Raw genomic sequence first — 18,152 nt, 5'->3', positions numbered from 1 at the left:
ATGAGCGCCATGGACGTGCCAGGTCAGGACATGCCTCGTCGGGACGCCGTCAGCCCGCCGACCGCCGACACGGCGGCCCGGGCGAAGGCACCAGCTAGGACATGGATCTCCTGGGTCGCGCTCGCCATGATGACCACCAGCTCGGTGGCCAGCCTGCGGGCCGCCCCGACGATGGCCGTCTACGGTCTCGCCTGCGTGTTCCTCTACCTGCTGCCGGCCCTCGTCTTCCTGCTGCCGACGTCGCTCGTCTCGGCCGAGCTCGCCTCAGGCTGGAAGGGCGGCGTGTACAACTGGGTCTCCCTCGGCATCTCGAAGCCGATGGGCTTCCTCGCCATCTGGTGCCAGTTCGCGATGACGATCTTCTACTACCCCAGCCTGCTGGGCTTCGTCGCGAGCACGCTCGCCTACGTCTTCAACCCGGCGCTCGCGAGCAGCGGGCTGTGGACGGCGGCCGTGATCATCGTCGTCTACTGGAGCGGCGTCTGGGTCTCCTCGCGCGGCACCAAGGGCGTCGCCGGCCTCGCGAGCGGCGGTCTGATCATCGGCACCCTGATCCCCGGCGTCGTGCTGGTGACCCTCGGCATCGTCTTCCTCGGCCAGGGCAACCCGTCCGCGGCACCGATGACCGCCGACAACATCTTCCCCGTCTGGGCCGGGCTGTCCAGCCTCGTGCTGATCGTGAACAACTTCCTGTCGTACTCCGGCATGGAGATGAACGCCGTCCACGTGTCCTCGCTGAAGAACCCGGCCAAGGAGTTCCCCAAGGCGATCCTCCTGGCCACAGTGATGGTTCTGCTGATCTTCATCCTGCCGGCGCTGGCGATCAGCTGGATCGTGCCGGCCGACGAGCTCTCCCTCACCGCCGGCGTCATGCAGGCCTTCGACGCCGTGTTCGCCAACTTCGGCGCACAGTGGCTCACCCCGATCGCCGGGATCATGCTCGTGACCGCCTCGCTCGGTGGCATGCTCACCTGGCTTGCCGGCCCGTCGAAGGGCCTGCTGCTGATCTCCCGGCAGGAGGGTTACCTGCCACCGTTCCTGCAGCGCCTCAACAAGAACGGCGTGCAGCAGAACATCCTGGTCGTCCAGGGCATCGTCACGACGTTGATCGGCCTCATGTACGCGCTGATTCCCAGCGTCTCGAGCGCGTACTGGGTCTTCTCGGTGATCACCACGCAGGTGTACCTCATCATGTATCTGCTGATGTTCGCTGCGGCCATCAGGCTCCGCCGCAAGTACCCGGACCACCCGCGCGGCTACCGAGCTCCCCTGCTGGTGTCCATGTGCGGCGTGGGGTTCGCAGCCTCCCTCGCGGCCGTGCTCGTCGGGTTCGTCCCGCCGTCGCAGTTCGGCGGTGGCAACGCAGGCCTGTACTTCGCCATCGTCGCCGGCGGCGCCCTCGGCCTCGGCCTCCTGGTCCCGTACCTGTTCTATCGAATGCGCAAGCCCTCGTGGAAGATGGCCGACGCTTCGGAGTCGGAGGAGGTGACCCCAGCATGAGCACGGTAAACGAGACCCAGCCCACGCGGGAGCGCTCGATGCTGTACCTGGTGGTGGGCATCGCCATCGGCGTCCTCGTCGTCCTCGGCCTGGTCTTCTTCCGCCAGGGGAAGGCGTCCGCCGATGCCGAGGCGAAGGCCGACCAGCTGATCCAGGCGCTCAACGATGCGGGAGCCACGGTGTCTCCCGCGAAGGACCGGGTCGTCGCCGTCCTCGGCGACGACGGCGGAGCGGTCTGCGCGAACCCGAACTACGCGCTGAGCAGGTCGACGCTGGAGGCGCAGCTCACCAACGGCGCCGCGGGCCCGGGGATGCGTCCGGTGATGGCGGAGCGCAGGCGGCTCGAGGGAATCCAGCTCGTCATCCAGATCTACTGCCCTGACGAGCTCAAGGACTTCCAGGCGTACGTCGAAAGCCTCAAGACCGTCGACTCGGGCGCGTGACATGGAGCTGCGCGCCAGGATCGACGCCGAGATGCCGCGGGTGCGCGACGAGCTCGCCGAGCTCGTCGCCATCCCGTCCGTCGCGGACCCGCGGCAGTTCCCGCCGGAGGAGTGCGAGCGCGCCGCCCAGTGGGTGCTCGACAAGTTCGTCGAGGTCGGGTTCGCGGACGCACACCTCGAGACGACGGCGGACGGGAGCAAGGCCGTGGTCGGGTCCCGGCCAGGCCCGGACCCGACCGCTCCCACCGTCCTGCTCTACACGCACTACGACGTGCAGCCGCCGTTGGACGAGAAGGCCTGGCTCACGCCGCCGTTCGAGCTGACCGAGGTGAGAGGCCGGTGGTTCGGGCGGGGCGCGGCCGACTGCAAGGGGAACATCGTGGCGCACCTGGCGGCGCTACGGGCGCTCGGCGACGTCCCGGTGAACCTCCGGCTCGTCGTCGAGGGTTCAGAGGAGCAGGGCACCGGCGGGCTCGAGGGGTTCGTGCCCGAGCACGCCGAGCTTCTGCGGGCCGACGCCATCCTGGTCTGCGACACGGGCAACGCCGCGGTCGGACGCCCTTCGGCGACCGTGAGCCTGCGCGGCATGGTGAACGTGGTGGTGACGGTCGAGGCCCTGGGGTCCGTGCTGCACTCGGGCATGTTCGGCGGCCCTGCCCCCGACGCGCTGGCGGCCCTCATCGCGATCCTGGCGACCCTGCGGGACACCCAGGGCAACACCACGATCAGCGGGCTCGACGCCGACGGGACGTGGTCCGGCGAGGTGTACCCGCCCGACCAGTTCCGCAGCGACGCCACGGTCCTTGAGGGCGTCGGGCTGCTCGGCGACGGCAGCGTCTCGGACATGCTCTGGGCGCGGCCGGCGCTGACGGTGCTGGGCATCGACTGCCCGCCGGTCGTGGGCTCCGCAGCGGCCATCGTCCCGCGTGCCGCCGCGCGGCTGAACCTCAGGATCCCGCCAGGCGTGTCCCCCGACGACGCGCAGAAGGCGCTCGTCGACCACCTGCACGGTGCGGCCCCGTGGGGCGTCAAGGTCGAGGTGACCGTCGAAGCCGCGGGATCGCCTTTCAGGGCCGCCGTCGACGGTCCTGCGTACCACGCCATGGCTGCCGCGATGGAGGAGGCCTACGGCGTGCCGATGTCCACGCTCGGCCAGGGTGGGTCGATCCCGCTCTGCAACGTCTTCGCCGACGTCTACCCGGAGGCGGAGATCATCCTGCTCGGGGTCGAGGAACCGCTCGCGCTCATCCACTCCCCCAACGAGAGCGTCGACCCGGAGGAGATCAACAGGATGGCCCTCAGCGTGGCGCTCTTCCTGCAGCGGTTCGGACGCTGACCCGGGTGATCTAGCCATCGGCGTCAGGCGACGTCGCGACGCCGGAAGACGAGGAACGCGACCAGCGTGAGCACGGCTGTCAGGGCGAGCAGGAACACGCCGCCCTGGACCGGCGTCACGAGGTGCTCGACGGTGGTGCACACGTATGAGCCATCGTCTCCCGCCTCGCAGCGGTTCGTGGTGAAGACCTCGCCGCCGTGCAGCCACGCGGACAGGTTCACCGAGAACAGCCAGCGCTGCAGGTCCCCGAGCTGGTAGCGGAAGAGGCTCTCCGCCCCGACCCAGGCCGCCGCGACACCGATCGCCGCGGCGGCGTGGCGCAGCAGGAGGCCGAGAGCGACGCCGACGAGCGAGACGGCCACGCCGGCGAGCGCGAGCCGCCCGACGAACGCGGCGACGTGGGCCGCCACGCCGTCTGGCGCGTCGCCCACGGTGCCGATTAGCGCATAGGCACCGAAGGAACCCGACGCCAGCAGCGTGAACCCGACGACGACGACCGGCAGCGCGGCGATCGCCGCAGCGCCGGCCTTCGACCAGTAGACGCGGGTGCGGCCAGGCACGAACGTCAGCCACAGGCCGATCGCGCCCGACGCCAGCTCGGCGGTCACGAAGCTCACCGCGACGAGGAACACCGCGAACAGCAGCACCGGCGCCAGGTCGTCGATCGCACCCAGGCCGCTCGTGGTGTTCCAGACCGTCCCGCTCGCCCTCGCGATCGCCGGATCCCCCGGCGTCCCGTCCGACGTCGACGAGGTGGCCGCTGCCGCAAGCTCGCGCTGGCTGGGGAAGAACTTCGTCGGTGCGGGAAGGAACTGCTCGAGCTTCGGCTCCATCTGGTCGCAGCCGTAGTCGGCGTCCGGGTTCGGGTCGGACTGCTCCGCGTCGTGGCAGTCGGAGACCATCTGGTCGCCGTTCTTCTCCCAGTCGGCCGCCTGCTGCTCGTAGAACTTGTGCGCCTGCGCCACTTCGGCCGCGCTCGGCGGGCGGGCGGTCAGCGCGGCAACCAGGGTGCTCAGCGCGACGACGGCCAGCAGGCCGATGGTCACCCACAGCGTGACGCGACGGGCGCGGTAGCGGCGCAGCTCCACGCGCAGCAGCCGGCGGTTCATGCGGCCACCCCCGCGGCGACGTCGGCCGGCGTGCCCTCGGTGAGCCCCAGGAACACCTGCTCCAGCCCTTGGTGCTGAGTTACCAGCTCGCTCACCCAGTGCCCGCGCTCGCCCAGTGCGCGAGCCACCGCCGCAGGGTCAGTCACGCCGTCGACCACGAGCGCGCCGTCATCGGTCCCCCCTGAGCTTGTCGAAGGGTCATGCCGGACGACGAACCCCGCGCCGGCGAGGACCGCCTGCGCCGCGGCCGGCTCGGCGACGCGCACGCGCACCGACCCGGCGCCCGCGCCGACGATGTCGGCGACCCTGCCCGAGGCGAGCAGGCGCCCGCGCGCCACGATCGAGACGGTGTCGGCCACCTGCTCGACCTCGGCCAGGATGTGGCTCGAGACGAGGACGGTGCGGCCCTGGTCGGCCAGCGAGCGCATGGTCTCGCGGATCTCTCGGATGCCCGCGGGGTCGAGCCCGTTGGTCGGCTCGTCGAAGATCAGCAGGTCCGGGTCCTTGAGCAGCGTCGCGGCCACGGCCAGGCGCTGCTTCATACCGAGGGAGAACGTCTTGTACCGGTCCTTGGCCCGGTCCGTCAGGCCCACGTGCTCGAGCACCTCGTCGATACGCGTGCCGGGCGCCCCGATCGCCTGGGCGAGCAGGTCGAGGTTGCGCCGCGCGCTGAACGCCGGGAAGAACTTCGGGCTCTCCACGATCGCGCCCACCCGGCCGACGACGTCGTCGAGCCGCTCGGGCACGGGGGTGCCGAAGATGCGCATCGTCCCGGCGTCGGGCCGCACGAGCCCCAGCAGCATGCGGATCGTGGTCGTCTTGCCCGACCCGTTCGGGCCGAGGAACCCGTGCACGCCGCCCGCCGGGACCACGAGGTCCAGGCTCTCGACGCCGACGGTCCGGCCCTTCCGGGTGCGGTAGGTCTTGCGCAGACCGATCGTCTCGATCGCGGGAGCTCCCTCGGCCAGTGGCATGGCGCAGAGAGTAGGGCATCGCAGCAGGTCACGGACAGGTGCGGCAGAGATTCACCCGTCTCGCCGAAGGCAGGCCTACTCGAGCACCGCCCCGCGCGACGCCGACTGCACGAGCTTCGTGTACTTCGCCAGCACGCCCCGCGTGTACCCGTGCGCCAGCGGAGCCCAGCCCTCGCGCCGGGCGGCCAGCTCGGCGTCGCCGACCAGCAGGTCCAGGGTCTTTGTCCGCACGTCGAGGCGGATGCGGTCGCCGTCGCGCACGTACGCGATCGGCCCGCCGTCCACGGCCTCCGGGGCGATGTGGCCCACGCACAGGCCGGTGGTGCCGCCCGAGAAGCGCCCGTCGGTGATCAGCAGCACGTCCTTGCCGAGGCCGGCGCCCTTGATCGCACCGGTGATGGCGAGCATCTCGCGCATGCCCGGGCCGCCCTTGGGCCCCTCGTAGCGGATGACGACGACGTCGCCCTCGGTGATCGTGCCGTCCTCGAGCGCGTCGAGAGCGGCACGCTCCCGCTCGAACACGCGCGCCGTCCCCTCGAACACGTCCTCCGTGAACCCGGCGGACTTCACGACGGCCCCGTCGGGGGCGAGCGAGCCGTGCAGGATCGTGATGCCGCCCGAGGCGTGGATAGGGTTGTCGATCGCCCGCAGGATCACGCCGTCGGGGTCCGGCGGGTCGATGTCGGCGAGGTTCTCGGCGACGGTGCGGCCCGTGACCGTCAGCGCGTCCCCGTGCAGCAGCCCGGCGTCCAGCAGCGCCTTCATCACGACGGGCACACCGCCCACCCGGTCGACGTCGTTCATGACGTACCGCCCGAACGGCTTGAGGTCGCCCAGGTGCGGCACGCGGTCGCCGATGCGGTCGAAGTCCGCGAGCGTGAGGTCGACGTCGGCCTCGTGCGCGATGGCGAGCAGGTGCAGCACGGCGTTGGTGGACCCGCCGAAGGCCATGACGACGGCGATGGCGTTCTCGAACGCCTCCTTCGTCAGGATCTGCCGGGCGGTGATGCCCTGCCGCAGCAGGTTCACGACGGCCTCGCCCGACCGGTGCGCCCACGCGTCCCGCCGCCGGTCCGCCGACGGCGGCGCCGCGCTGCCCGGCAGCGACATCCCGAGCGCCTCGGCCGCCGACGCCATGGTGTTCGCCGTGTACATGCCGCCGCAGGCGCCTTCCCCCGGGCAGATCGCGCGCTCGATGCGCCCGACGTCCTCCTGGCTCATCAGCCCCCGCGCGCACGCCCCGACGGCCTCGAACGCGTCGATGATCGTGACCTGCTTCTCGGTGCCGTCCGAGAGCTTCACCCAGCCCGGCATGATCGACCCTGCGTACAGGAAGACGCTCGCCAGGTCGAGCCGCGCGGCCGCCATGAGCATGCCCGGCAGGGACTTGTCACACCCTGCCAGCAGTACCGACCCGTCGAGCCGCTCGGCCGACATGACGACCTCGACGGAGTCCGCGATGACGTCCCGCGACACGAGCGAGAAGTGCATGCCCTCGTGCCCCATCGAGATGCCGTCGGACACGGAGATGGTGCCGAACTCCAGCGGGTAGCCGCCGGCCGCGTGCACGCCCTCCTTGCACGCCTGCGCGAGCCGGTCGAGCGAGAGGTTGCAGGGCGTGATCTCGTTCCACGACGACGCGACGCCGACCTGCGGCTTCCCCCAGTCGTCGTCACCCATCCCGACGGCCCGCAACATCCCCCGCGACGCCGTCGCCTCGAGCCCGTCCGTCACCTGCCAGGACCGGGGCTTCACAGAGGAACGAACACCACCGCCGTCGGCAACCATGACGGCAACCTAAGGCAGCGGGACGGACATCGCGCGCTCGGCAGTCAACCCCGAAGTGCGTCGGGGCCCCCGCGAAGTACCGCAGCGAAGCGAGGACACTTCGCGGGGTGGCGAGCGCCCCTGGGGGCGCGTGAACGCTGCCGAGCGCGCGATGTCCGTCCCGCTGCCGACCGACGCCCTACAGGCTCACCGCCGCGGCAGGCGAGACACGTCACGGACCGCACCGCGGTCCGCCGACGTCGCCATCGCGGCATACGCCCGCAGCGCCGGGGACACGTACCGGTCGCGGTCCTTCGGCGTCCACGGGAGCTCCGAGGCCTCCATCTTGGCGCGACGCTCGGCCAGCACCTCGTCCGGCACGTTGACCCGGATGAGGCGCGACTCGACGTCGATCTCGATCTCGTCGCCGTCCTCGACCAGGCCGATGGTGCCGCCCGCGGCAGCCTCCGGAGAGACATGACCCACGGAGATGCCGCTCGAGCCGCCGGAGAACCGCCCGTCCGTGATGAGCGCGACGACCTTGCCCAGGCCGCGCCCCTTGATGAACGACGTCGGGTAGAGCATCTCCTGCATGCCAGGCCCGCCGGACGGCCCTTCGTAGCGCACGACGACGACGTGCCCGGGCTCCACCTGCTTGGACAGGATCTTCTCGACGGCCTCGTCCTGCGACTCGACCACGAGGGCCTTGCCGACGAAGTGGAACACGTCGGGGTCGATGCCGGCGGTCTTGATGATCGCGCCGTCCTCGGCGAGGTTGCCCTTGAGCACGGCCAGGCCGCCCTCGACCGTGTACGCGTGCTCGACGTCGTGGATGCAGCCCTCGGCCGCGTCCGTGTCGAGCGACTGCCACCGGTTCGACGTCGAGAACGCCTGTGTAGTGCGCACGCCGCCCGGGGCCGCGTGGAACAGCTCGACGGCGCGGTCGGACGCCTTGCCGCCACGGATGTCCCAGGCGTCGAGCCACGCGCGCAGCGTCGAGGTGTGCACGCTCGAGACCTCGTGGTCGAGCAGGCCGCCGCGGTCGAGCTCGCCCAGCAGGGCGGGGATGCCGCCGGCGCGGTGCACGTCCTCCATGTGGAAGCTCGGGTGGTTGGGCGCCACCTTGCTCAGGCACGGCACGCGGCGGCTGATCGCGTCGATGTCCGCGAGCGTGAAGTCGACCTCGGCCTCCTGCGCGGCGGCGAGGATGTGCAGCACCGTGTTGGTGGAGCCGCCCATGGCGACGTCGAGCGTCATCGCGTTGGTGAACGCTGCGCGCGTGGCGATGCCGCGCGGGGCCGCCGAGTCGTCCTCGTCCTCGTAGTAGCGCCTAGCGAGGTCGACGATGGTGCGGCCCGCCTCGAGGAACAGCTCGCGGCGCGCGGTGTGCGTCGCCAGCGTCGAGCCGTTGCCCGGCAGCGACAGGCCGAGCGCCTCGGTGAGGCAGTTCATCGAGTTGGCCGTGAACATCCCGGAGCACGAGCCGCACGTCGGGCAGGCGTTCTCCTCGACCTTCGTCAGCGCCTCGTCCGTGACGTTGTCGTCGGCCGAGTAGTTGATGGCGTTGATGAGGTTCAGCGGTGTCTGCGCCACGCCGTCGACGACGACCGCCTTGCCCGCCTCCATGGGGCCGCCCGAGACGAAGATCGTGGGGATGTTGAGCCGCAGCGCGGCGTTGAGCATGCCCGGCGTGATCTTGTCGCAGTTGGAGATGCACACCAGCGCGTCGGCGGTGTGGGCGTTGACCATGTACTCGACCGAGTCGGCGATGAGGTCGCGGCTGGGCAGCGAGTAGAGCATGCCGGCGTGGCCCATCGCGATGCCGTCGTCGACGGCGATGGTGTTGAACTCCTTCGCGACGCCGCCCGCCTCGCGGATCGCCGACGCGACGAGGTCGCCCATGTCCTTGAGGTGGACGTGCCCGGGGACGAACTGCGTGTAGGAGTTGGCGATCGCGATGATCGGCTTGCCGAAGTCTTCGGAGCCCATGCCGGTGGCGCGCCAGAGGGCACGCGCACCCGCCATGTTGCGACCGTGGGTAGAAGTACGGGAGCGCAGAGGCCGACTCATGCCGACACCCTACGCCGGTGCCCGCGATGTGGTCTCAGAGCGTCCGCTCCGTGACCCCCAGTTGCCTGAGGTGTCCGAAGAACCGGTGGTCGCCGGCACGGCGGCTGCGGGGCTCCGGGTGAGGTCCGGAGAGGACACCTACCGATGCTCGCACCCGATCGGACGCACCGCCGCTGGGGGTCAGGCGCCCGCGGCTGCCCGGAACTCGTCCTCGAGGATGCTCATGACGACCGCGTCGGCCCAGCCGTCGCCGTCCCGGTGGGCGTCGCGCAGGCGGCCCTCCTCGCGGAACCCGAGCGACTCGTACAGCGCCTTGGCCCGCGGGTTGATGCTCAGGACCTGCAGCGACACCCGGTGCAGGCCGGGCCCCGGTTCGCGTTCCCCGTCGATGCGCACACCGTCGAACGCGAACCGCAGCACCTCCCAGATCGCCTCGCGCCCGTAGCCGCGGCCGCGGTAGTCGGGCAGCATCTGCAGGCGCAGGTTCGCGGAGCGTGCGACGTCGTCGAGCTCGTTGAGCACGATCTCGCCGATGAGCTCGTCGCTCACCAGCTGACCGTCCCGGACGGCGCCGTGCGTGATCGCCCAGTCGTACCGCCCGAGACGGTCGGCGATCGTCGCCGCCCACTGGTCGATCTGCGTGCGCGTGAACGACTCCGTGGTGCCCGTCTGACGCATTCCCTCCGCGTCCTGCAGCGCCTCCCAGAGGCGCTGCGCGTCGCGCGACTCGATGGCCCGCAGGCGCACCATCTCGCCGCGCAGCTCGGGGCTGCGGGTCATGCCGTCAGCCGCCGATGCGCTCGAGCACGAGCTCGCGCACCCGCTTGGCGTCCGCCTGGCCCTTCGTCGCCTTCATGACGGCGCCGATGATCGCGCCGACGGGACCGAGGTTGCCCCCGCGGACCTTCTCGACGACGTCGGGCTGCGCGGCCAGCGCCGCGTCGACGGCCTCGAGCAGCGCGCCGTCGTCCGACATGACCTCGAGGCCGCGCGCCGCGACGACCGCCTCGGGGTCGCCCTCGCCGGCCAGGACTCCCTCGAGCACCTGGCGCGCGAGCTTGTCGTTAATGCGACCGGAGTCGACCAGTGACTGGAGCTGCGCGATCTGGGCGGGCGTGATCGCGACCTCGTCGAGGTTGACCTCCGCCTGCTTGGCGTGCCGCGCGAGCTCGCCCATCCACCACTTGCGGGCCGCGGCAGGAGTCGCGCCCGCGGCGACGGTCGCCTCGACGAGGTCGACGGCGCCCGCGTTGACCACGTCGCGCATCTCGGCGTCGGCGTAGCCCCAGTCGCCCTGCAGCCGGCGGCGACGGGCGGCGGGCAGCTCCGGCAGGGCAGCGCGGATCTGCTCGACCCACTCGCGGCTCGGCGCGACGGGCACCAGGTCCGGCTCCGGGAAGTACCGGTAGTCCTCGGCGTCCGACTTCACGCGACCTGACGACGTCGTGCCCGACTCTTCGTGGAAGTGGCGGGTCTCCTGGATCACCGGCAGGCCGGCGTCGAGCACCGCGGCCTGGCGCGAGATCTCGAACCGCACCGAGCGCTCGACCGAGCGGAACGAGTTGACGTTCTTGGTCTCGGTGCGGGTGCCCAGCTTGTCCTGCGGCGTCGGGCGCAGCGAGACGTTGACGTCGGCGCGCACGTTGCCGCGCTCCATGCGGGCCTCGGACACGTCGAGCGCACGGAAGATGTCGCGCAGCGTCTGCACGTAGGCGCGCGCGACCTCAGGAGCGCGGTCGCCCGCGCCCTCGATCGGCTTGGTGACGATCTCCACCAGCGGGATGCCGGCGCGGTTGTAGTCGACCAGCGAGTACTCCGCTCCATGGATCCGACCAGTTGCGCCGCCCACATGCGTGTTCTTGCCGGCGTCCTCCTCCATGTGGGCGCGCTCGATCTCCACGCGGAAGACGGTGCCGTCCTCGAGCTCGACGTCGACCCAGCCCTCGTAGGCGATGGGCTCGTCGTACTGCGAGGTCTGGAAGTTCTTCGGCACGTCCGGGTAGAAGTAGTTCTTCCGGGCGAACCGGCACGTCTCGGCGATCTGGCAGTTGAGCGCCAGGCCGATGCGGATCGCGTACTCGACCGCCTTGCCGTTGACCACCGGCAGGGCGCCGGGCAGGCCCAGGCTCACCGGCGTGGTCTGCGAGTTGGGCTCGGCGCCGAACGAGACCTCGGCGGCGCAGAACATCTTGGTGCGGGTACCGAGCTCGACGTGGACCTCGATGCCGAGCACCGGGTCGTAGCGCTTGACGGCGTCGGTGTACTCGACGAGTGCGGGCGTGTTCAGGGACACGGTCTTGTTCTCCGTCTTCTCGCTCGTCAGGCCAGCTCAGGCGCGCTCGCCAGCAGGGGGGCGCCCCACTGGGCCTCGAGCAGGTGCTCGAGCGCCGCGCCGACGCGGTACAGGCGGTCGTCGGCCTTGGCCGGCGCCAGGATCTGGAAGCCGACGGGCAGGCCGTCGTCGGACACGCCGTTGGGCACCGAGATGCCCGGGACGCCTGCGAGGTTGGCCGGGATGGTGGCGACGTCGTTGAGGTACATCGCCAGCGGGTCGTCGAGCTTCTCGCCCAGCTTGAACGCCGTCGTCGGGGCCGTGGGGCTCACGAGCACGTCGGTCTGTGCGAACGCGGCTGCGAAGTCGCGCTGGATGAGCGTGCGGACCTTCTGGGCGCTGCCGTAGTAGGCGTCGTAGTAGCCGGCGCTGAGCGCGTAGGTGCCGAGGATGACGCGGCGCTTGACCTCGTCGCCGAACCCGGCGCCACGCGTCGCGGCCATGACGCGCTCCGCGGTGGCCGGGCCGTCGGCAGGCGCGACGCGCAGGCCGAAGCGCATGCCGTCGAACTTCGCGAGGTTGCTCGACGCCTCCGCGGGCATGATCAGGTAGTACGCGTCGAGCGCGTACGGGAAGTGCGGGCAGGACACCTCGACGATCTCCGCGCCGGCCTTCTCGAGGAGCGCGAGCGACTCGTTGAATCGGGCGAGCACCCCCGCCTGATAGCCCTCGCCGTGCAGCTCGGTGACGACGCCGACGCGGACGCCGTTCAGGTCACCCGTGGCGCCGGCGCGGGCCGCGTCCACGAGCGACGGCAGCGGCTCCGGGATCGACGTCGAGTCGCGCGGGTCGTGCCCGCCGATGAGCTCGTGCAGCAGCGCCGAGTCGAGCACGGTGCGCGTGACCGGGCCGGCCTGGTCGAGGCTGGACGCCATGGCGATGAGCCCGTAGCGGGACACGCTGCCGTAGGTGGGCTTGACGCCGACCGTGCCCGTGACGGCGCCCGGCTGGCGGATGGAGCCACCCGTGTCGGTGCCGATGGCGAGCGGCGCCTCGAAGGCCGCGACCGCCGCGGCAGAACCGCCGCCCGAGCCGCCGGGGATGCGGTCGAGGTCCCACGGGTTGTGGGTGTTGCCGTACGCCGAGTGCTCGGTGCTCGAGCCCATGGCGAACTCGTCCATGTTCGTCTTGCCGAGGATCGGCAGACGGGCGGCCTTGAGGCGCTCGACGAGCGTCGCGTCGTACGGCGGGATCCAGCCCTCGAGGATCTTGGATCCGGCCGTGGTGGGCAACCCCTGGGTCACGACGACGTCCTTGACGGCGATCGGCACACCGGCCAGTGCGTGCAGGTCCTCACCGGCGGCGCGGCGGGCGTCGACGTCGCGTGCGGTGGCGAGCGCCTCGTCCGCGCTGACGTGAAGGAACGCGTGGATCTTGTGGTCGACGGCGGCGATGCGGTCCAGGTGCGCCTGGGTGGCCTCGACGCTGCTGACCTCACGCGCGGCGAGGCGGTCCGCCAGCTCCGCGGCGGACAGGCGGGTCACGTCCGTCATCTCAGTCCTCCCCGAGGATCTGCGGGACGAGGAACTTGCCGTCCTCCGAGTCCGGCGCCCCGGCCAGCACGTCCTGGACCGGCAGCGCCGGCACCGGGACATCCTCGCGGAACACGTTCGTCATCGGCAGAGGGTGGCTGGTCGCGGGCACGTCGGGAGTGGCGACCTGGTTGACCTTGGCGATCGACGTGACGATGACGTCGAGCTCGCCGGCCAGCCGGTCGACCTCCTCGGGCCGCAGGTCGATGCGGGCCAGCACAGCCACGCGCGCGACCTCGTCACGGGAGATGGTGGACATGCGGTCAGTCTAGTGGCCACCCTCGGCCGTTCCCGGCCGTCTGTCGTGGAGGCGAGGAGGTTGCGTCGACATCGTGCAGCCCTCCGGAGCGCGGACCAGACTGGGGCCACCATGAATCCGCTCGAGGCCCTCACCGAGATCGCCTTCTTGCTCGAGCGCGAGCGTTCCAGCAGGTACAAGTCCCGGGCCTTCCGCACCGCAGCCGACGTCGTGGCCGGCTTGAGCGAGGACCACCTGCGGGACCCGGTGCGCTTGCGAGGGACGAAAGGCATCGGGTCGTCCACCTTCGCCGTCGTGAGCCAGGCGCTCGAGGGTCGGGTGCCCGACTACCTCGCCGAGCTGCGCCGCCGCGCCGAGGCCGCCGGCGCGAGCTCGAGCACGTTGCGCGGACTCCTGCGCGGGGACCTGCACTGCCACAGCGACTGGTCGGACGGGAGGACGTCCATCGCCACGATGCTGGCGGCCGCCGAACGGCTCGGCTACGAGTACGTCGCACTCACCGACCACTCGCCGCGCCTCACGGTGGCCCGCGGACTCAGCTCGGAGCGCCTGGAAGAGCAGCTCGAGGTCGTCGGGTCGCTCTCCGGCCGCGACACGCGGCTGCTCTCCGGCATCGAGGTCGACATCCTCGACGACGGCACGCTGGACCAGACCGCCGAGCTGCTCGAGCGGCTCGACGTCGTGGTCGCCAGCGTGCATTCCAACCTGCGCGCGGACGCCGCACAGATGACCCGGCGGATGCTCGCCGCGGTGGCGAACCCCCGGGTCGACGTGCTCGGGCATGTGACCGGACGGCTGGTGGAGGGTTCCCGGGGCCTTCGCCCGCCGTCCGAGTTCGACGCCGAGAAGGTGTTCGCCGCCTGCGCCGCTCACGTCGTCGCCGTCGAGATCAACGCGCGCCCTGAGCGCCTCGACCCTCCGGACGACCTGGTCCGGATCGCGCTCGACGCCGGCTGCCTGTTCGCGATCGACAGCGACGCCCACGCTCCCGGCGAGCTCGGCTTCCTCGACCACGGCGCTGACCGGGCCGAGCGCCTCGGCGTGCCTGCGGAGCGGATCGTCACGACCTGGCCCGCGGAGCGGCTGCTCGGGTGGACGCGGCGAGCCTGAGATTGTCTGGGCATGCGAAAGACCCCGCACCGTGGGTGCGGGGTCTTTCGTGAAGGGTGTCCGGCGGCGTCCTACTCTCCCACCCCGTCTCCAGGGCAGTACCATCGGCGCTGTAGGGCTGAGCTTCCGGGTTCGGAATGGGACCGGGCGTTTCCCCTACGCTATGACCGCCGTAACAGTATCGAGTTGTGGGTGCCCCCTGGGGTTCGCCCTGGTCGGGGGCGGGTGGGGGTGGTGCCCGTTTCTCGGGAACCGCACAGTGGACGCGTAGCAAAGTGTGTTGGTGTTGAAGTTGTCGGCTGATTAGTACCGGTCAGCTGCGGCAGTCTTTGGTCCTGCCTTCCACATCCGGCCTATCTACCCAGTGGTCTCGCTGGGTGCCTCTCGGACTTACGTCCGTGGAAACCTCATCTTGAAGCAGGCTTCCCGCTTAGATGCTTTCAGCGGTTATCCTTCCCGAACGTAGCTAACCAGCGGTGCACTTGGCAGTACAACTGGCACACCAGAGGTTCGTCCGTCCCGGTCCTCTCGTACTAGGGACAGCCCTTCTCAAGTTTCCTGCGCGCGCAGCGGATAGGGACCGAACTGTCTCACGACGTTCTAAACCCAGCTCGCGTACCGCTTTAATGGGCGAACAGCCCAACCCTTGGGACCTACTCCAGCCCCAGGATGCGACGAGCCGACATCGAGGTGCCAAACCATGCCGTCGATATGGACTCTTGGGCAAGATCAGCCTGTTATCCCCGGGGTACCTTTTATCCGTTGAGCGACGGCGCTTCCACAAGCCACCGCCGGATCACTAGTCCCGACTTTCGTCCCTGCTCGACCTGTCGGTCTCACAGTCAAGCTCCCTTGTGCACTTGCACTCGACACCTGATTGCCAACCAGGCTGAGGGAACCTTTGGGCGCCTCCGTTACATTTTGGGAGGCAACCGCCCCAGTTAAACTACCCACCAGGCACTGTCCCTGATCCGGATTACGGACCGAGGTTAGATGTCCGAAGCAGTCAGAGTGGTATTTCAACGTTGACTCCACCCGAGCTGGCGCCCGGGGCTCATAGTCTCCCACCTATCCTACACAAACTGCACCGAACACCAATACCAAGCTATAGTAAAGGTCCCGGGGTCTTTCCGTCCTGCTGCGCGTAACGAGCATCTTTACTCGTAGTGCAATTTCGCCGAGCTCGCGGTTGAGACAGCGGAGAAGTCGTTACGCCATTCGTGCAGGTCGGAACTTACCCGACAAGGAATTTCGCTACCTTAGGATGGTTATAGTTACCACCGCCGTTTACTGGGGCTTAAATTCTGGGCTTCACCGAAGTTGACCCGTCCTCTTAACCTTCCAGCACCGGGCAGGCGTCAGTCCGTATACATCGTCTTGCGACTTAGCACGGACCTGTGTTTTTAGTAAACAGTCGCTTCTCCCTGGTCTCTGCGGCCCTCCCCGCGTCCCACCGCTAGGGTGTTGACGGTTCAGGCCCCCCTTCTCCCGAAGTTACGGGGGCATTTTGCCGAGTTCCTTAACCACGATTCGCTCGATCGCCTTGGTATTCTCTACCTGACCACCTGAGTCGGTTTGGGGTACGGGCGGCTAGAACCTCGCGTCGAGGCTTTTCTTGGCAGCTGAGGATCACCCGTTTCCCGCATACGCGGTCACTGTCAGCTCTCACCCTTGATGGTGTGCGGATTTGCCTACACACCGGGCTACGGCCTTGGACGTGGACTACCATCGCCACGCCGGGCTACCTTCCTGCGTCACCCCTGTTAATACGCTTACCTAATGCCACATCGGGTCACGCGCCGCCTTCACAGTGGCACCCGAAGGTGCCGGCGTGAGCTTGGGGCGTTTAGCATCTGTGGGCTCGGTATGGGCGGTTCTTCGCCGGTAGGAGAATATCAACTCCTTGTCCATCGACTACGCCTGTCGGCCTCGCCTTAGGTCCCGACTTACCCAGGGCGGATTAACCTGGCCCTGGAACCCTTGGTCATTCGGCGGACGGGTTTCTCACCCGTCATTCGCTACTCATGCCTGCATTCTCACTCGTGTGGTCTCCACCGCTGGGTCACCCCGCGGCTTCACCGTCCACACGACGCTCCCCTACCCATCCACGCCCCTGAACCACGAAGGCTAAGGTTGATGCGTGAATGCCACGGCTTCGGCGGTGTGCTTGAGCCCCGCTACATTGTCGGCGCGGAATCACTTGACCAGTGAGCTATTACGCACTCTTTCAAGGGTGGCTGCTTCTAAGCCAACCTCCTGGTTGTCTGTGCAACTCCACATCCTTTCCCACTGAGCACACGCTTAGGGGCCTTAGCCGGTGATCTGGGCTGTTTCCCTCTCGACTACGGAGCTTATCCCCCGCAGTCTCACTGCCTCGCTTGCACTTACCGGCATTCGGAGTTTGGCTGACGTCAGTAACCTTGTAGGGCCCATCGGCCATCCAGTAGCTCTACCTCCGGCAAGAAACACGAGACGCTGCACCTAAATGCATTTCGGGGAGAACCAGCTATCACGAAGTTTGATTGGCCTTTCACCCCTAACCACAGGTCATCCCCCAGGTTTTCAACCCTGGTGGGTTCGGTCCTCCACGACGTCTTACCGTCGCTTCAACCTGCCCATGGCTAGATCACTTCGCTTCGGGTCTAGACCCGGCGACTGTATCGCCCTGTTCGGACTCGCTTTCGCTACGGCTACCCCGCACGGGTTAACCTCGCCACCGAGCACTAACTCGCAGGCTCATTCTTCAAAAGGCACGCCGTCACCCCAGCTAGGGAGGCTCCGACGGATTGTAGGCACACGGTTTCAGGTACTATTTCACTCCCCTCCCGGGGTACTTTTCACCTTTCCCTCACGGTACTAGTCCGCTATCGGTCACCAGGTAGTATTTAGGCTTAGCAAGTGGTCTTGCCAGATTCACACGAGATTTCTCGGGCCCCGTGCTACTTGGGATCCCCTCAACCAGGCCACGCCATTTCGTCTACGGGACTAGCACCCTCTACGGTCCGCCGTTCAATGCGGTTCGACTATGACGCGACTTTCTGACTGGCTGGGAGACTGTCAGGTCTCCCTAGAAGGTCCCACAACCCCGCACACGCAACGCCTGACAGCTTTAACACGTGTACGGTTTGGCCTCATCCGCTTTCGCTCGCCACTACTCACGGAATATCTCTTCCTGCCGGTACTGAGATGTTTCACTTCCCGGCGTTCCCCCCACACACCCTATATATTCAGGTGCGGGTACCTGCACATGACTGCAGGTGGGTTCCCCCATTCGGACATCCTCGGATCACAGCTCGTTTGCCAACTCCCCGAGGCTTTTCGCAGGCTACGACGTCCTTCTTCGGCTCCTGGTGCCAAGGCATCCACCCTGTGCCCTTATAAACTTCAACAACACTACAGAGACGTCAGGGACAACAACCCTCCCACCCCGAGGGGTGACCAGGCTGTTGCCTTGAACATCTTGGATGCTCGCGTCCACTGTGCAGTTCTCAAGCTACGGACGAACCCGCCAGACCCGACCCGCCTACCCCACACCCACCAGGGGCTGGAGCGGTTCGCGGCCATCCGGCGACCCGTACAGAGGTCTACCCCGACCAGACACCCCCAGTGGGGCGTCCCGCGGCCGGTTGCCTCAGGACCCAACAGTGCGTTCACGAGCCACCCACCACCCAGGACCGGCGTTCCCACCGCGCAAGCACGGCGTACTGACCAGCCCCGACC

12 protein-coding genes and 2 rRNA genes are annotated in these 18,152 nt (G+C 68.7%); 4 read left to right on the top strand and 10 right to left on the bottom strand.

All coding sequences use genetic code 11. The features are described 5' to 3' along the window. The 3 genes from ACO4JP_RS06055 to ACO4JP_RS06045 are packed head-to-tail and all read left to right on the top strand — an operon-like array spanning window position 1 to window position 3,279. The gene (locus ACO4JP_RS06055) at window positions 1-1,500 is read left to right on the top strand and encodes an APC family permease (protein WP_425956481.1); all 1,500 of its coding nucleotides are present in this window, start codon (window positions 1-3) and stop codon (window positions 1,498-1,500) included. Next, window positions 1,497-1,943, top strand: coding sequence for a hypothetical protein (locus ACO4JP_RS06050; RefSeq protein WP_425956480.1), 447 nt, complete (start codon window positions 1,497-1,499; stop codon window positions 1,941-1,943). Before ACO4JP_RS06055 ends, ACO4JP_RS06050 begins: the two co-directional genes overlap by 4 nt. Before the next feature lies 1 nt (window position 1,944). Further along, entirely contained in the window at window positions 1,945-3,279 is a 1,335-nt protein-coding gene (locus ACO4JP_RS06045; RefSeq protein ID WP_425956479.1) for a dipeptidase, read from the top strand. A 23-nt stretch (window positions 3,280-3,302) separates the two neighbouring features. Here the strand turns inward: ACO4JP_RS06045 and ACO4JP_RS06040 are convergent, their stop codons facing one another. From ACO4JP_RS06040 to gatC, 8 genes are all read right to left on the bottom strand, one after another. After that, window positions 3,303-4,388, bottom strand: coding sequence for a hypothetical protein (locus ACO4JP_RS06040; RefSeq protein WP_425956478.1), 1,086 nt, complete (start codon window positions 4,386-4,388; stop codon window positions 3,303-3,305). Beyond that, entirely contained in the window at window positions 4,385-5,362 is a 978-nt protein-coding gene (locus ACO4JP_RS06035; protein WP_425956477.1) for an ABC transporter ATP-binding protein, read from the bottom strand. Before ACO4JP_RS06035 ends, ACO4JP_RS06040 begins: the two co-directional genes overlap by 4 nt. A 75-nt stretch (window positions 5,363-5,437) precedes the next feature. Next, the gene (gene ilvD / locus ACO4JP_RS06030; protein ID WP_425956476.1) at window positions 5,438-7,150 is read right to left on the bottom strand and encodes a dihydroxy-acid dehydratase; all 1,713 of its coding nucleotides are present in this window, start codon (window positions 7,148-7,150) and stop codon (window positions 5,438-5,440) included. 186 nt (window positions 7,151-7,336) lie between these two features. Then, complete coding sequence (gene ilvD / locus ACO4JP_RS06025; RefSeq protein WP_425956475.1) at window positions 7,337-9,199, bottom strand: dihydroxy-acid dehydratase; 1,863 nt, start codon at window positions 9,197-9,199, stop codon at window positions 7,337-7,339. A 180-nt stretch (window positions 9,200-9,379) separates the two neighbouring features. Next, entirely contained in the window at window positions 9,380-9,979 is a 600-nt protein-coding gene (locus ACO4JP_RS06020; RefSeq protein ID WP_425956474.1) for a GNAT family N-acetyltransferase, read from the bottom strand. 4 nt (window positions 9,980-9,983) lie between these two features. After that, window positions 9,984-11,492, bottom strand: a complete 1,509-nt coding sequence (gene gatB / locus ACO4JP_RS06015; protein WP_425956473.1) for an Asp-tRNA(Asn)/Glu-tRNA(Gln) amidotransferase subunit GatB — start codon at window positions 11,490-11,492, stop codon at window positions 9,984-9,986. 26 nt (window positions 11,493-11,518) lie between these two features. Beyond that, window positions 11,519-13,024: an Asp-tRNA(Asn)/Glu-tRNA(Gln) amidotransferase subunit GatA gene (gene gatA / locus ACO4JP_RS06010; RefSeq protein WP_425956472.1), complete on the bottom strand. Its 1,506-nt coding sequence runs from the start codon at window positions 13,022-13,024 to the stop codon at window positions 11,519-11,521. A 1-nt stretch (window position 13,025) separates the two neighbouring features. Then, a complete protein-coding gene (gene gatC, locus ACO4JP_RS06005) occupies window positions 13,026-13,322 on the bottom strand; it encodes an Asp-tRNA(Asn)/Glu-tRNA(Gln) amidotransferase subunit GatC (RefSeq protein WP_425956471.1) in 297 nt (98 codons plus the stop codon). 111 nt (window positions 13,323-13,433) lie between these two features. On the opposite strand from gatC, the gene ACO4JP_RS06000 reads away from it, so the two are divergent. Beyond that, the gene (locus tag ACO4JP_RS06000; RefSeq protein WP_425956470.1) at window positions 13,434-14,432 is read left to right on the top strand and encodes a PHP domain-containing protein; all 999 of its coding nucleotides are present in this window, start codon (window positions 13,434-13,436) and stop codon (window positions 14,430-14,432) included. 58 nt (window positions 14,433-14,490) lie between these two features. Here the strand turns inward: ACO4JP_RS06000 and rrf are convergent. Next, window positions 14,491-14,607: ribosomal RNA gene (gene rrf, locus ACO4JP_RS05995) — 5S ribosomal RNA — on the bottom strand. A gap of 108 nt (window positions 14,608-14,715) precedes the next feature. Further along, window positions 14,716-17,821 (bottom strand): 23S ribosomal RNA (locus ACO4JP_RS05990). Window positions 17,822-18,152: the final 331 nt, after the last annotated feature.

This window comes from Xylanimonas sp. McL0601, from assembly GCF_049852175.1.
In the GTDB taxonomy this organism is placed as follows: domain Bacteria; phylum Actinomycetota; class Actinomycetes; order Actinomycetales; family Cellulomonadaceae; genus Xylanimonas.
This window is presented reverse-complemented; position numbering and strand designations above follow the sequence as displayed.

Bases quoted from the DNA above. Each gene is read 5' to 3' on its own strand.
- ACO4JP_RS06055 (WP_425956481.1), top strand. From the start codon at position 1: ATGAGCGCCATGGACGTGCCAGGTCAGGACATGCCTCGTCGGGACGCC.
- ACO4JP_RS06050 (WP_425956480.1), top strand. From the start codon at position 1,497: ATGAGCACGGTAAACGAGACCCAGCCCACGCGGGAGCGCTCGATGCTG.
- ACO4JP_RS06045 (WP_425956479.1), top strand. From the start codon at position 1,945: ATGGAGCTGCGCGCCAGGATCGACGCCGAGATGCCGCGGGTGCGCGAC.
- ACO4JP_RS06040 (WP_425956478.1), bottom strand. From the start codon at position 4,388: ATGAACCGCCGGCTGCTGCGCGTGGAGCTGCGCCGCTACCGCGCCCGT.
- ACO4JP_RS06035 (WP_425956477.1), bottom strand. From the start codon at position 5,362: ATGCCACTGGCCGAGGGAGCTCCCGCGATCGAGACGATCGGTCTGCGC.
- ilvD (WP_425956476.1), bottom strand. From the start codon at position 7,150: ATGGTTGCCGACGGCGGTGGTGTTCGTTCCTCTGTGAAGCCCCGGTCC.
- ilvD (WP_425956475.1), bottom strand. From the start codon at position 9,199: ATGAGTCGGCCTCTGCGCTCCCGTACTTCTACCCACGGTCGCAACATG.
- ACO4JP_RS06020 (WP_425956474.1), bottom strand. From the start codon at position 9,979: ATGACCCGCAGCCCCGAGCTGCGCGGCGAGATGGTGCGCCTGCGGGCC.
- gatA (WP_425956472.1), bottom strand. From the start codon at position 13,024: ATGACGGACGTGACCCGCCTGTCCGCCGCGGAGCTGGCGGACCGCCTC.
- gatC (WP_425956471.1), bottom strand. From the start codon at position 13,322: ATGTCCACCATCTCCCGTGACGAGGTCGCGCGCGTGGCTGTGCTGGCC.
- ACO4JP_RS06000 (WP_425956470.1), top strand. From the start codon at position 13,434: ATGAATCCGCTCGAGGCCCTCACCGAGATCGCCTTCTTGCTCGAGCGC.